Source organism: Ruegeria sp. HKCCSP346, from assembly GCF_017872595.1.
Taxonomy (GTDB): Bacteria; Pseudomonadota; Alphaproteobacteria; order Rhodobacterales; family Rhodobacteraceae; genus Ruegeria.
The window spans coordinates 388,532-401,946 of record NZ_JAEDOT010000001.1 but is presented as its reverse complement, the minus strand read 5'-3'; the positions used below and the strand labels follow the sequence as shown (position 1 = coordinate 401,946).

At 59.7% G+C, this 13,415-nt stretch carries 14 protein-coding genes; 12 read left to right on the top strand and 2 right to left on the bottom strand.

What is annotated here, in order from left to right:
* The first annotated feature begins 40 nt into the window (after positions 1-40).
* The gene (locus I9185_RS02025) at positions 41-769 is read left to right on the top strand and encodes a cytochrome c (protein ID WP_210092232.1); all 729 of its coding nucleotides are present in this window, start codon (positions 41-43) and stop codon (positions 767-769) included.
* On the opposite strand, the gene I9185_RS02020 is transcribed toward I9185_RS02025, so the two are convergent.
* On the bottom strand, positions 763-2,715 hold the full coding sequence (locus tag I9185_RS02020) for a 4Fe-4S binding protein (protein WP_210092231.1): 1,953 nt from the start codon (positions 2,713-2,715) through the stop codon (positions 763-765). The two genes, I9185_RS02025 and I9185_RS02020, sit on opposite strands and share 7 nt — an antisense overlap.
* 263 nt (positions 2,716-2,978) lie before the next feature.
* Between I9185_RS02020 and I9185_RS02015 the strand changes: the two genes are divergently transcribed.
* The 11 genes from I9185_RS02015 to I9185_RS01970 all read left to right on the top strand — a co-directional run bounded on the left by I9185_RS02015 (position 2,979) and on the right by I9185_RS01970 (position 12,540).
* Positions 2,979-3,533: a DUF3305 domain-containing protein gene (locus I9185_RS02015; RefSeq protein ID WP_152457714.1), complete on the top strand. Its 555-nt coding sequence runs from the start codon at positions 2,979-2,981 to the stop codon at positions 3,531-3,533.
* On the top strand, positions 3,530-4,111 hold the full coding sequence (locus I9185_RS02010) for a DUF3306 domain-containing protein (protein ID WP_209833351.1): 582 nt from the start codon (positions 3,530-3,532) through the stop codon (positions 4,109-4,111). Before I9185_RS02015 ends, I9185_RS02010 begins: the two co-directional genes overlap by 4 nt.
* Positions 4,112-4,115: 4 nt before the next feature.
* Entirely contained in the window at positions 4,116-4,727 is a 612-nt protein-coding gene (locus tag I9185_RS02005; protein WP_171231802.1) for a molecular chaperone TorD family protein, read from the top strand.
* A gap of 57 nt (positions 4,728-4,784) precedes the next feature.
* Positions 4,785-4,973 carry a ubiquinol-cytochrome c reductase iron-sulfur subunit N-terminal domain-containing protein gene (locus tag I9185_RS02000; protein ID WP_171116379.1) on the top strand — a complete coding sequence of 63 codons (189 nt, stop codon included), beginning with the start codon at positions 4,785-4,787 and terminating at the stop codon, positions 4,971-4,973.
* Between the two features lie 105 nt (positions 4,974-5,078).
* Positions 5,079-7,973 carry a formate dehydrogenase subunit alpha gene (locus tag I9185_RS01995; RefSeq protein WP_171633060.1) on the top strand — a complete coding sequence of 965 codons (2,895 nt, stop codon included), beginning with the start codon at positions 5,079-5,081 and terminating at the stop codon, positions 7,971-7,973.
* 12 nt (positions 7,974-7,985) lie between these two features.
* On the top strand, positions 7,986-8,579 hold the full coding sequence (gene fdh3B, locus I9185_RS01990; protein ID WP_010439472.1) for a formate dehydrogenase FDH3 subunit beta: 594 nt from the start codon (positions 7,986-7,988) through the stop codon (positions 8,577-8,579).
* A 111-nt stretch (positions 8,580-8,690) separates the two neighbouring features.
* A complete protein-coding gene (locus tag I9185_RS01985) occupies positions 8,691-9,041 on the top strand; it encodes an antibiotic biosynthesis monooxygenase (RefSeq protein WP_210092230.1) in 351 nt (116 codons plus the stop codon).
* 27 nt (positions 9,042-9,068) lie between these two features.
* Entirely contained in the window at positions 9,069-10,265 is a 1,197-nt protein-coding gene (locus tag I9185_RS01980) for a formate dehydrogenase subunit gamma (protein WP_210092229.1), read from the top strand.
* The gene (locus I9185_RS01975) at positions 10,266-11,528 is read left to right on the top strand and encodes a c-type cytochrome (RefSeq protein ID WP_171723440.1); all 1,263 of its coding nucleotides are present in this window, start codon (positions 10,266-10,268) and stop codon (positions 11,526-11,528) included.
* Positions 11,529-11,541: 13 nt separating this feature from the next.
* Positions 11,542-11,667, top strand: coding sequence for a hypothetical protein (locus I9185_RS20515; protein WP_256367747.1), 126 nt, complete (start codon positions 11,542-11,544; stop codon positions 11,665-11,667).
* Positions 11,668-12,540, top strand: a complete 873-nt coding sequence (locus I9185_RS01970; RefSeq protein ID WP_210092228.1) for a helix-turn-helix transcriptional regulator — start codon at positions 11,668-11,670, stop codon at positions 12,538-12,540.
* A 49-nt stretch (positions 12,541-12,589) separates the two neighbouring features.
* On the opposite strand, the gene I9185_RS01965 is transcribed toward I9185_RS01970, so the two are convergent.
* Complete coding sequence (locus I9185_RS01965; RefSeq protein WP_210092227.1) at positions 12,590-13,405, bottom strand: substrate-binding domain-containing protein; 816 nt, start codon at positions 13,403-13,405, stop codon at positions 12,590-12,592.
* Positions 13,406-13,415: the final 10 nt, after the last annotated feature.

Below are 13,415 nucleotides of genomic sequence, written 5' to 3'. Positions count from 1 at the left end.
TACATTTGACGCATCCCGCCCCGCGAAGTTACGTTGAGCCATGCGCTTTGTCCTCTTGTGCCTGAGCCTGACGCTCTCTGCCACCCCCTCTTGGTCACAAGAGGCGATTGGCCTTGCGGCCCCGGCAGAGGTTAAAGACTCTGGTCTGTTGCAACATATCCTTCCTCGCTTCTCTCTCAAGACCGGGATCCGTGTTATTGCAGACGACGCCGGGGTTATGGTGCTGGAAACCGCGCCGCCCGGTGATCCGGTCTTTGCCCGCGGCGAGGTGATCTATCACCTGCGTATCGAAGACAGTGACCGCCAGGCCCGTTTTCTGGAATGGCTGAAGTCGGACATCGGCAAGCGCACGGTGGAAAGCTTTGCCCCGACAGACGGAGGGCCCTACTCTGCCAATTTTGATATTGTCGAGGTTGAGTCCGGTGACATCGTCGAAGGCGACACCCAACTCGGCGAGGAATTGTCGATGACCCATTGCGGGCGCTGTCATGTCATCGGGCCAAGGAACCGTATGAATGGCCTGGGGTCGACGCCCTCTTTCGCCGTTCTGCGCGCAATGCCTGACTGGTCGCGGCGGTTCGAGGCGTTTTTCGCCCTGAACCCCCACCCTGCATTCACGCAGATCGACGGGCTGACGCCCCCTTTTGATCCCGAACGCCCTTCCCCAATTCACCCGGTTGAGATGACATTGGATGATCTTGACGCGATTCTGGCGTTCGTATCGCGCATCGACGCTGCGGATCTGGGCGCCCCCCTTAAGCTTCAGTGATCCTTTCTGTCCGAATAGTAATCCTCAGTCGTGACGACCCGAGGCCTGGGTTTTGACTGGAACGGATTGTCTTGCTGTTGGAACTGCACGTTCACCCGGCAATCGTCACACATCTGGATCATCCGCGCCTGATCCGAAGTCGCGAACATCGGGTGCGTGCCCGACAGCTTCTCCATGATCCGCTCGACCGTGGATTTCACGCCAAACAGCGCCCCGCATTCCACGCAGGCAAAAGGTTCTTCTTCGTTCAGAACCTGCTGTGACAGGGCCGCGTCGCTGAGATCAAGTTGTGGAACAAGCGTGATCGCATCCTCGGGGCAAATGGTCTTGCACATCCCGCATTGCAGACAGGCGTCTTGCTGGAAGTTCAGTTGCGGCTTGTCCGGGTTGTCGATCAAGGCACCGGATGGGCATAGCGACACGCAGCTGAGGCACAGGGTGCAGCTGTCGGTATTCACTGCAACCGCCCCGTAAGGCGCATTCTCGGGCAATGGCAAAGGCGCGTCGGCCTGCGGGTTCAGCGCCTGCGCTGCCAGCCGTGCAATTTGCCGGCGATTGCCCATAGGCAAGACCGGATCGGACAAAGGCCGGGGCACCGCTTGCCCGTACAGCAGATCGGACATCGCATCGGGGTCAGCCTCATCAATCACGCCGGTGCCCTCTGGGCCTGCAAGGGCATGTGCCAATTCAAGTTCCCGGTTCAGCGCTTCGCGTTCGGTTGACGGTGCCAAAAGAACATCCACCCGTGCAAACCCATGCGCCAGAGCCGCCAGCATCTCGGCATGGCCAAAGCCGGATATCACGTTCAGTTCCAAAGGGATGACGTCCGAAGGCAATCCACGCCCGAAACGCGCGGCCAACCTAATCATCTCGGCCCCGTGGGCGTCATGGACAAGCAGCCGAGGCGCGGTGCCACCAGCCCGTCGATAGGTGCGGGCCAGAATATGCATCCGCGACAACAGCGCCGAAACAGGTGGGTCTTCATAGGTTATGGCCGTTGAAGGGCATAGCGCAGCGCATGCACCACAGCCTGCACATACCATCGGATCGACGGCAACATACTCGCCCGCCGGGGAAATCGCTCCGGTTGGGCAGATATCCAGACAGTTGGAACAGCCCACCTGCCCGGCCCGGGAATGGGCACACAGGGTTTCTTCCACCCGCACATAAAGTGGCTTTTCGAATGTTCCCACCAATTGTGCAGCTTCAAAGGCCAGACGTTCCACGGAAACCGCATCTTTGGGATCAGCTCGCAGGTAGCCCTCGCGCTTGGCCGGGGCCTGCACGAAAGGCGTTTCTCCTGCCAGGTCAATGACAATGTCGCACGCGGAATGCGCGCCGTCCTTTGGATCGGTCCATGCAAACGCGCCGCGCCCACCGGGCACGACTTGCTGAAGCGCGTCCAGACGCAGCGAAAACCCACCGAGCGCACCGGAAACCGAACGCAACCGCCCCCGCACCACGTCATAGTCCCGCGAGAGAGGTTCCGTTAGATCAGTCGTCATAACGGTCACTGCCAACGAATCCGCCAGACGCTCAGCCAGATCAAAGGCCACCGCACCGGGCCCGATGATGAAACAAGTGCCTTCACTGAAGACATCCACGCTGGGTGTGACCGGTTGCGCCAGAACGGCCTCGGCCGCCAATGCCGCCATCTTGGGGGTCGCATCCGCACCTTGGTCAGACCACCCGGCCCGATCGCGCAGATCGACAAATCCGGGCACGTCGTTATTCAGATCTTCGGCCAGTGACCTGAAAACGTCATCCTCTTGCGCACAAGCGATGACGGTATCACCTTCTTTCATCAAGGCAGCGGCGGACTGCAACTCATCGGTACAAAGCGCGGTATGCAACCTGGAACAGGCAACGCCGCAGGCGCTTTCGATCTTGTCCGGATCGATTGCCTGTGTTCCGGCGCAATCACATAGCAGTAGTTTCGTGGCCATATCCTCTCCTCGGGCAACCGCCCCGGTTCCATGCACACTAGGCTGTACCCCTGGGAAAGCAACTTCAACCCCTTGCCGCGTTTCCTGCACAGGGTTGAATTTCGGCAATAAATGCCACGAAACACAAGCATTCGCAGGACCTGCTCACGCAGTTGCTACCCTGGACTACGACCAAAGTCGTAGAGCTTAGGCTTGGCACACAGCTAGTTTGTGTACCATAGTGGACTTGGAAAGGCAGGGGAGAGCCTTTCGGGGAGGAGCCAGTGGCGAAGGCCGCAAGCCAGACTGAAATGCCGGTTGGCGTCATCGTGCGCAAGACACCCGGGGTCACACGGTGGGCCCGGTGGAACTGGCGCGCTGTGGCCCTTTTACCCGGCGCAGGGCCGGCCGACTGGCAGGAACTGCGCCGCGAAGGCGATGCCGTCGAGTATCACGCGGCCACCCTGCCCCTGACGCTCTGGGCAGATGAAACCGAAGCCTACATGGTTAACTTGTCGGATGGGCAGCCTTCGCTGTACCTTGTGCTGCGGGACGAACTGAAAGGCGAAACTCCCCTGAATGCAGTTTTGATCACCGCCTCTCCGTTCGAGGGGCAGGATTACGCGGATACCGGTGAAGAAATTGTCGAGAAGATCCCGATGACCGAAGGGCTGATTGCCTGGGTTCGCGATTTTACTCTGAAACATCATCAGCACGAAGTGTTCGTCAAGCGCCGCCGCGACAAGAAGCGGACAGATCTGGTTGAAGACGGCAAGGGTGATGCTCGTATCCGGCAGACGTCGGACGTGTATCGCGCCCCGAGAAAGGCGCTGCAATGAACCGGCCCGATGATTTCTGGTCTCGCCGAAAGGCCGCCGTTCAGGCCGAAGCCAAGGCCGAGGCACTGGCCCTTGAAGAACAGGTGATCGCAGAACGGCAAGCGGAGCTGGAAGAAAAGGATGACGCCGAGATCCTCGCCGAGTTCAACCTTCCTGACCCAGAGACCCTGCAACCCGGCGACGATGTTTCGGGCTTCATGGCCAAGGCCGTGCCTGATCGCCTGCGTCGTCGTGCTTTGCGTCGGCTGTGGCGGCTGAACCCGGTTCTGGCCAATGTCGACGGGCTGGTTGATTACGGCGAGGACTACACCGATGCGGCCTGCGTGATCGAAAACATGCAAACCGCCTATCAGGTTGGGAAAGGTATGCTGGCACATATCGAAGCACTGGCGGCCGACGCGGAAGAGGCCAAAGACGATGCTGCTGAAAGCGAAGCCGATACGCGCGCTGAACCCGAGGCCGCGCCGGTCGAACCCGATACCGAGCCCGAACCGGTTTCCGTCGCCCGCGCGGACGAGCCGGAAGAAATCGACCTTCCTCCGGCGCCACGTCGAATGACATTTGAATTTGAAGGATGACCGAATGACCGCAAGTGACGCGCACACTCTGGACGTTTCAGCCGAGGATCGCCTGCGCGCGGATTTCTACAACTTTCTGGGCTTGCTGCTGGCCGGTCCACCCGACCAGATGCTGCTGGATCAAATGGCGGGCCTCAGCGGTGATGACACTGATCTTGGTCAGGCCATCCAAGCCATGGCGCGGGTTGCAAAGGTCACCAAGCCCGCCGCCGCTGAACGGGAATTCAATGCATTGTTCATCGGTTTGGGTCGAGGCGAATTGCTGCCATATGCCAGCTTCTACCTCACGGGTTTTCTGAACGAGAAACCCCTTGCGCAGCTCCGCAATGACATGGCCGTGCGTGGGATCACACGCGCCCAGAACGTGTTTGAGCCCGAGGACAACATCGCCTCATTGATGGAGATGATGGCAGGCATGATCGTTGGGCGTTTTGGCAGCCCGGCATCGCTTGAAGACCAGAAAGCGTTCTGGAGCAAACATATCGGCCCATGGGCCGCACATTTCTATTCGGATTTGGAAGCTGCTGAAAACTCGGTTCTCTATGCATCCGTCGGCACCGCCGGTCGGGTATTCATGGAGATCGAGCGCGAAGCGTTCCGGATGACAGCGGGGTAGCCCGCAAATCGCCGGTGCCCCGTGGGCACCAAACCGCAATTGGGACAGGAGGAGCCCATGAGCAAGACCAAGGAAGAAGGCGCCACACGCCGCGACTTCCTCAAACTGGCCGGAACCGCAGCACCTGCTGCCGTTGCCGCCGCCAGCCTGACCGGAAAAGCCGAAGCGGCCGAAGCGCCGACAGACGACACCCGCATCCAGGATACCGCGCATACACGCGCCTACATCGAAAGCACCCGGTTCTAGGATCGGACGTTTTCACACCCGACTGACGGTTGCGATTGGCCCCGACGTCGGCTTCAGCAGTACCAAGCCAGCCGTGGCATACACGGCGCGCAAGGGAGGAAACAAATGCTTAGGAAAAAGACCAACGGGGTTGCGAGACGCCCCCAGCGGACAAGTATCCTGTCCCAAATCGGCGAGAATACCGTCGATCGCCGCGCATTCCTGCGTGGCTCGGGCCTGACGATCGGCGGCCTTGCCGCGATCAGCGCCACGGGTGGAACCGTGACGCCAGCCAACGCCCAGACCGCAGCCAACACGGCAGTCGAGAACATCAAATCCGTCTGCACGCATTGTTCGGTCGGTTGCACCGTGGTTGCCGAAGTTCAGAACGGCGTCTGGATCGGGCAGGAACCCGGCTGGGACAGCCCGTTCAACCTGGGCGCTCATTGCGCCAAAGGGGCCTCGGTTCGAGAGCACGCCCATGGCGAGCGCCGCCTGAAATATCCGATGAAAAAGGAGGGCGGAGAGTGGAAGCGCATCAGCTGGGAAGAGGCGATCAACGAGATCGGCGACGGCATGATGAGCATCCGCGAAGAAAGCGGGCCTGACAGCGTCTACTGGCTGGGTTCCGCCAAGCACAACAACGAACAGGCTTATCTGTTCCGCAAGTTCGCCGCCTACTGGGGCACGAACAACGTGGACCATCAGGCCCGGATCTGCCACTCGACCACTGTTGCGGGCGTCGCGAATACATGGGGCTACGGCGCCATGACCAACAGCTACAACGACATGCACAACAGCAAGGCGATCTTCATCATCGGCGGCAACCCTGCCGAGGCGCATCCCGTCTCGCTGCTGCATATTCTGCGCGCAAAAGAGCAGAACAACGCCCCGCTGATCGTCTGCGACCCGCGCTTTACGCGCACTGCGGCGCACGCGGATGAATATGTCCGTTTCCGCCCCGGCACGGACGTTGCGCTGATCTGGGGTATCCTCTGGCACATCTTCGACAACGGTTGGGAAGACAAAGAGTTCATCCGCACCCGTGTCTGGGGCATGGATCAGATCCGCGAAGAAGTTGCCAAGTGGAACCCGGATGAGGTGGAACGTGTCACCGGCACTCCGGGGTCGCAGTTGAAGCGGGTTGCCCGCACGATGGCCAACAACCGTCCCGGAACGGTTGTCTGGTGCATGGGCGGAACGCAGCACACCAACGGCAACAACAACACCCGCGCGTATTGCGTACTTCAGCTTGCACTGGGCAACATGGGCACCTCGGGTGGTGGCACCAACATCTTCCGCGGTCATGACAACGTTCAGGGCGCAACGGACCTTGGTGTTCTTTCCCATACCCTGCCCGGCTATTATGGCCTGTCCGCAGGCGCATGGGGTCACTGGGCCCGTGTCTGGGGCGAAGAACCTGAATGGCTGGCCGGTCAGTTCGCCACGATCAAGGACAAGGACGGCAAGGACAAACCGCTGCAGAACGAGCGCGGCATTCCCGTTTCTCGCTGGATTGACGGTGTTCTGGAAGACCCGGCCAACATGGATCAGGACAACAATGTCCGCGCCATGGTTCTGTGGGGCCACGCGCCCAACTCGCAGACCCGGATGACGGAAATGAAGACGGCGATGGAAAAGCTGGACATGCTGGTCGTGATCGACCCGTATCCCACCGTTTCCGCCGTTTTGCATGACCGGACCGATGGCGTTTACTTGTTGCCGGCCTGTACGCAGTTCGAAACCCGTGGCTCGGTCACGGCCTCGAACCGGTCGTTGCAGTGGCGCGACAAGGTGGTCGATCCGTTATTCGAAAGTCTGCCGGACGAGGTCATCATGGCCAAGTTCGCCAACAAGTTCGGCTGGGCGGATCGGTTCTTCCGCAATATCGAGATGGAAGACCCCGAAACCCCGAATGTTGAAAGCATCACGCGTGAGTTCAACTCGGGCCTCTGGACCATCGGCTATACCGGTCAGTCGCCGGAACGTCTGAAAAGCCATATGGCCAACCAGCACACGTTCGACAGAACCACGCTGCAAGCCATTGGTGGACCAAACGACGGCGAATATTACGGTCTACCGTGGCCCTGCTGGGGCACACCGGAAATGGGCCATACGGGGACACCAAACCTCTATGACATGTCCAAACCGGTGGCCGAAGGCGGCCTGACCTTCCGCGCCCGTTTTGGCGTGGAACGCGACGGCGACAACCTGCTGGCCGAAGGGGTCTATAGCGTTGGGTCGGAAATTCAGGATGGCTATCCAGAGTTTACGATGCAGATGCTGATGGATCTTGGCTGGGACGGTGATCTGACGGCCGAGGAACGCGCGGCCATCGACGCCGTGGCCGGACCAAAGACCAACTGGAAAACCGACCTGTCCGGCGGCATCCAGCGGGTCGCGATTGCACATGGCTGTGCGCCCTTCGGGAACGCCAAGGCCCGCGCGGTTGTCTGGACCTTCCCGGATCCGATCCCGCTGCATCGCGAGCCGCTCTACACGCCGCGGCGCGATCTGGTGGCCGACTATCCCACCTATGAGGACCGGCATGCCTATCGCCTTCCGACCTTGTACGCCTCGATCCAGAAGAACGACTTTTCAAAGGATTACCCGATAATCCTAACGTCTGGTCGTCTGGTCGAATATGAAGGCGGCGGTGATGAGACACGGTCCAATCCGTGGTTGGCTGAGCTTCAGCAGGACATGTTCGTCGAGATCAATCCGCGCGATGCCAACAACCTTGGCATTCGGGACGGATCACAGGTCTGGGTCGAAGGCCCCGAGGGCGGCAAAGTCAAGGTGATGGCGATGCTGACCAACAGGGTCGGTGCCGGCGTGGCCTTCATGCCGTTCCACTTCGGCGGCCATTTCCAGGGCGAGGACCTCAGGGAGAAATACCCCAAAGGTGCAGACCCCTATGTGCTGGGTGAAAGTACCAACACCGCCCAGACCTATGGCTATGATTCAGTGACCCAGATGCAGGAGACCAAGGCGACTCTCTGCAAGATCTGGGCAGCGTAAGGAGGACGATTAATGGCTAGAGCAAAGTTTCTCTGCGACGCTGAACGCTGCATCGAGTGCAACGCCTGCGTAACCGCGTGTAAGAACGAACACGAGGTGCCGTGGGGCATCAACCGCCGCAGGGTGGTGACGATCAATGACGGCAACCCGGGCGAACGCTCGATCTCGGTCGCCTGTATGCATTGTTCGGATGCGCCCTGCATGGCGGTGTGCCCGGTCGACTGCTTCTATCAGAACGAAGAAGGGGTCGTGCTGCACTCCAAGGACCTGTGCATTGGCTGCGGCTATTGCTTCTATGCGTGCCCCTTCGGTGCGCCGCAATACCCGCAGGCGGGCAACTTTGGATCGCGCGGCAAGATGGACAAATGTACCTTCTGCGCCGGCGGCCCCGAGGAAACGCACTCGACCGCAGAGTTCGCCAAATACGGTCGCAACCGGATCGCCGAGGGCAAGCTGCCCATCTGCGCCGAAATGTGTTCCACAAAGGCCCTGCTCGCCGGTGACGGCGACGTGGTTTCCGCAGTTTACCGTGAACGCGTCGTGGCGCGCGGTTTCGGCTCGGGCGCCTGGGGTTGGGGCACGGCCTACGACCAGAAAGACGGTTGAAATCCGGCTTTTGACAAAACAGCCTCCCGCCCTTTGCGGGGGGCTTTTCAGGTGATGTGATCGGGGATCCGTTTCCTGCAACGTCACAGCAAACAAATTTGAGAGGCGCGCATGACCAATGATGTTTACTGGCTGCTGAAGCTTGACCTCGATCTGGATAAAAAGGATGAGTTCGAAGCGCTTATGGCGGAAATGGTCGCGGCCACGCTGCAAGAAACCGGCGCCAGAAGCTATGAATGGCACATGACCGGTTCGGCCGTTCATATCTATGAACGCTATGCCAGTTCCGAAGATGCCATGATACATATGCAAAATTTTGGTTCTAATTTTGCGGAACGGTTTCTGGCCCTTCTGACGCCAGTGGGGTTGGACGTGTATGGTCCGGCCAAGGATGATCTTCGCGAAGCGCTCGCACCGGTCGGCGCCGTTTTTCACCAGCAAATCGGTGGATTTGACCGCTGATATGAAAATGCACAGGAGGATATCCCTATGCGTCTGATTCAGTTTCTGCTCGTTTCGATTTCTCTGACCGGAGCCGCATGGGCGCAAGAGACCTCTGAACCCACGACGGATGAGCGCACCTCGACCGGCGGAGCGACAACGCTGGAAGACATTCTCGCCCGGCAGCGTGGTGAAACCGTCGACAACAGCTATCGTTCCGAGAACACTGGTCAGGGCAATGCCGAGGGGTTGCTGGGTCAGCTTGGCACGCGTGGAGTGGCCTCGGACAGTGACGTGTATCGCGCTTTGCGCTATGGCTCGGCTGATGTGACGGTGTCTTCTCATGGTCCGGCAGACAGCGTGCTGATTCAGGATGGCGGCATGTGGTGGCTGACCTTCCGCACCGGACCGCTGCGCGAATACGGCACCTATATCATTGCCGGGATGCTGGGCATCATCCTGTTATTTTTCTTGATCCGAGGCAAAATTCGCATCGATGGTGAGAAAACCGGCCGTACGGTCACGCGTTTCAACGGGTTCGAGCGGTTCGGCCACTGGTTGTTTGCCGGGTCATTCCTGATCCTTGGCGTCACGGGCCTGCTGACGCTTTATGGGCGCGACTTCCTGATCCCGGTTTTCGGGAAAGAGGGCTTTGCAGCCCTCGCACAGGGCTGCAAGTGGTTACACAACAATCTGGCCTGGGCCTTCATGCTGGGCCTGATCATCGTCACGGTAAACTGGATTGCCCATAACATCCCCAACCGCGTCGATCTGAAATGGCTGGCCGCGGGTGGCGGGTTGTTTACCAAGAACAGCCATCCACCGGCAAAGAAATTCAACGCTGGTCAAAAGATCATATTCTGGGCCTGCATCCTGCTGGGCGCCTCCATCAGCCTGTCGGGTCTGTCGCTGTTGTTCCCGTTCGAGATGCCCTTGTTTGCCAAAACCTTCCAGATCGCCAATGCGACCGGTATTCCGCAAATGATGGGCCTGAACCTGCCGGTGCAGATGTCGCCGCAGGAAGAAATGCAATATGCCCAGGTCTGGCACGTGATGGTTGCTTATGTGTTCATTGCGATCATCGTGGCGCATATCTATCTCGGCTCTGTCGGAATGGAGGGCGCCTTTGACGCCATGGGCACCGGCGAGGTCGAAGAACAATGGGCCCGTGAACACCACTCTTTGTGGCTGGAAGAAGTTCAGGAAAAAGAGGCAGGCAAAACCGCCGCCTCGCCTGCTGAATAGATGCGGGGGCTGGTACTGGCCCTGGCGCTGATCCCTCTGCCCGCCTTGGCCGAATTCTTCACACTCAAGGGACACGGCGGCCCAATCATGGGGATCGCCACAGCCCCGGACGGGCGTATCGCAACAGCCAGTTTCGACAATTCCGTCGGGCTGTGGGATGATCGGACCCCCGAATGGCTGGAAGGTCATGAAGCCGCCGTGAACGCCGTTGCCTTCAATGGCACGGCCATCTACTCGGCGGGAGATGACTTCACCCTGCGCAAGTGGCCCGGTGGCGACGTGGTTGGGCGACATCAGGGCAAGATCGTGGGTCTGGCAGCGTCCAAGACCCACGTCGCAACCGCCAGTTGGGACGGAATGATTGGGCTTTGGCCCGTGAACGGAGCCGCGCCCACAACTCTTGGACCGACGGGAAGCGGTGTGAACGCCGTAGTTTTTTCTTCTGACGGCACACGGCTTTATTCAGCAAGCATGGATGGGTCGCTGCGCATTTGGGATATCTCGACTGGGCAAGAGATCAACCGGCTCATCGAACACGGGTTCGGTATCAACGAGCTGGTCCTGAATGAACAGGACAACTGGATCGCTTACGGTGCCGTCGACGGAGTGACCCGAATACTGGACCTTTCCACCGGTGAAGAGCGCGATTTCACACTGGATCGTCGCCCGATCCTGGCCATGGCGCTCAGCCCGGATCGTCGGTTTCTGGCCGTGGGCGACGGCGAAGGCTATATAATGGTCATCGATACCTCGGACTGGCGCATCGCGCAGGACTTTCGCGCAACGTTGCGGGGGCCAGTCTGGGCCCTGGCCTTCTCGGTCGATGGTGAAAACATCCATGCTGGCGGGATCGACGAGGCCATGTACAGTTGGCCGGTCACCGCCCTGTCCGATCGGCAACAGATGGCTTTTGCCGAGCCAAGTTTTCTGCAAAACCCCGACGAGATGGACAATGGTGAGCGTCAGTTCGCGCGGAAATGCTCGATCTGTCACAGCCTCACCCCCAACAGCCAGCGCCGCGCAGGCCCCTCCTTGCACGGGGTTTTCGGCAGGCGCGCGGGCACGTTACCGGGATATTTGTACTCGGATACTCTGCAAGGCTCTGATATCATTTGGAATGACGAAACGATAAATGCTCTTTTCGACGAAGGGCCAGACCATTACATTCCGGGGTCCAAGATGCCGATGCAGCGAATTACACAAGCTCAGGATCGTCAGGATCTTATTGTTTTTCTGCGCCGCGCAACGGGTGCCCGGAACTGAACTGGAGGAGACCATGAAAGCCTTTCTTGCCGCGGTCGCCGCAATGGTCGTCATTGCAGTGGCAGCCCCTGTCGTGCTGGATCGGATCGGGTTCACCGCCGCCGACGCCACGTCCGGCTCTGCCGTGCGCCTCGACTGAATGTCGCAATACCTGACCACCCGCGAACTGGCCGATCTGCTGCGCATCGGCGAGCGCAAAGCCTATGATCTTGCCTCCTCGGGCGAGGTGCCCTGTGTTCGCGCCATGGGCAAGCTGTTGTTCCCGCGGGCCGAAATCATTGCCTGGCTCAACGCGTCGCGATCCGGCCCGCAGGTGGCCGAACCGCCTCTGCCTCCGATTGTAGCAGGCAGCCATGATCCTCTGTTGGACTGGGCGCTGCGTGAAAGCGGATCGGGGCTTGCCACCTATTACGACGGCTCCTTTGACGGGCTGACACGGCTGAGCGAGCGCAGCGCACAGGCGGCCGTGTTGCATATCCACGAAGACGGAGGGTTCAACGAAAAATCCCTGCGTGACGCCTTGGGCGAAGGGCCGGTGGTATTGTACGAAATCGCCCGACGCAAGCGCGGGCTGCTTCTTGCCCCGGGCATATCGGATATCAAAACGTTTAAGGATCTCAAATCGCGCCGCGTGATCATGCGTCAGGACAGTGCGGCCAGCCAACACCTGTTCGATAGCCAGCTGGAAGCCCATGGCATGAGCCGAGACGATCTGGACGCAACCCCCGGCTGCGCACGCACCGAAGAGGAACTGGCCATCGCCCTTCACGGCGAAAAGGCCGAGGCCGGCTTTGGGCTGGGGGCTTTGGCAGGGCTTTACAACCTGGGTTTCGTCTCCACCCATTCCGAGAGGCTGGATCTGGCGATTTGGCGCAGGTCATATTTTGATCCGCCAATGCAGAAACTGATAACGCTGCTGCGCTCGGATCAATTTGCGCAAAGGGCCCGTGAATTCGGTGGCTACGACCTGTCGGGCCTGGGCACGATACACCACAACGGTGCCAGCGGGTGAGCCCTCACCCGCCTTTTACCTTGTCAGGATACGCCCGCCGCAGGCCGGCTTAGTCGGCGTTCGGAAAGAACACCTGCTGTCCGTCCAGCCTGAACGACGCAATCGCTTCCTGCCCGTCCGGCCCCGTCAGCCAGTCGATGAAACGTTGGCCGGCTGCCGCCCGCACATGCGCGTGCTTGTCAGGGTTCACAAGAATCACACCGTATTGATTGAACAGGCGCGGATCCCCTTCGACCAATACCTCAAGATTTCCCCGGTTTCCAAAAGACAGCCACGTAGCTCGATCCGTCAGCGTATAGGCATCCATTCCACTGGCCACGTTCAGCGTCGCGCCCATACCAGATCCGGTCTCGCGATACCAAGCACCCGAAGCCTCGGCAGGGTCCAGCCCGGCTGCGGACCAATAGCCCAGCTCGGCCTTGTGTGTTCCGCTGTCGTCACCGCGTGATGCAAACGGCGCTTCCACCTCGGCGATTTTCGACAGCGCGGCCAACACATCGACGCCGCCGCGAATTCGGGCAGGGTCAGACTTGGGGCCGACCAGAACGAAATCATTGTACATCAGATCCTTCCGCTCTATGCCCCAACCATCAGCAACGAATTTCTCCTCGGCCGGTTTGGAGTGAACCAAAAGAACATCCCCGTCCCCGTTGACGGCGTTCCGAATGGCTTGACCGGTTCCAACCGCCACGACACGGACATCGATACCTGAATCGGCTTCGAACCACGGCAGGATGTAATCCAACAGTCCCGAGTTCTGTGTAGACGTGGTCGACTGCACCACAATAAACGGTTCTTCCGCCGAAACCGCGCTGGTCAACAGGCCCACAGCCACCACCGCTGCCCGAATTGATTTCCGGAACATCACACTCTCC

Excerpts from the sequence above, each read along its gene's own strand:
- I9185_RS01975 (WP_171723440.1), top strand. The coding sequence starts at position 10,266 with ATGCGGGGGCTGGTACTGGCCCTGGCGCTGATCCCTCTGCCCGCCTTG.
- I9185_RS02020 (WP_210092231.1), bottom strand. The coding sequence starts at position 2,715 with ATGGCCACGAAACTACTGCTATGTGATTGCGCCGGAACACAGGCAATC.
- I9185_RS02000 (WP_171116379.1), top strand. The coding sequence starts at position 4,785 with ATGAGCAAGACCAAGGAAGAAGGCGCCACACGCCGCGACTTCCTCAAA.
- I9185_RS01985 (WP_210092230.1), top strand. The coding sequence starts at position 8,691 with ATGACCAATGATGTTTACTGGCTGCTGAAGCTTGACCTCGATCTGGAT.
- I9185_RS02005 (WP_171231802.1), top strand. The coding sequence starts at position 4,116 with ATGACCGCAAGTGACGCGCACACTCTGGACGTTTCAGCCGAGGATCGC.
- I9185_RS20515 (WP_256367747.1), top strand. The coding sequence starts at position 11,542 with ATGAAAGCCTTTCTTGCCGCGGTCGCCGCAATGGTCGTCATTGCAGTG.
- I9185_RS01980 (WP_210092229.1), top strand. The coding sequence starts at position 9,069 with ATGCGTCTGATTCAGTTTCTGCTCGTTTCGATTTCTCTGACCGGAGCC.
- I9185_RS01970 (WP_210092228.1), top strand. The coding sequence starts at position 11,668 with ATGTCGCAATACCTGACCACCCGCGAACTGGCCGATCTGCTGCGCATC.
- I9185_RS01965 (WP_210092227.1), bottom strand. The coding sequence starts at position 13,405 with ATGTTCCGGAAATCAATTCGGGCAGCGGTGGTGGCTGTGGGCCTGTTG.
- fdh3B (WP_010439472.1), top strand. The coding sequence starts at position 7,986 with ATGGCTAGAGCAAAGTTTCTCTGCGACGCTGAACGCTGCATCGAGTGC.
- I9185_RS01995 (WP_171633060.1), top strand. The coding sequence starts at position 5,079 with ATGCTTAGGAAAAAGACCAACGGGGTTGCGAGACGCCCCCAGCGGACA.
- I9185_RS02025 (WP_210092232.1), top strand. The coding sequence starts at position 41 with ATGCGCTTTGTCCTCTTGTGCCTGAGCCTGACGCTCTCTGCCACCCCC.
- I9185_RS02010 (WP_209833351.1), top strand. The coding sequence starts at position 3,530 with ATGAACCGGCCCGATGATTTCTGGTCTCGCCGAAAGGCCGCCGTTCAG.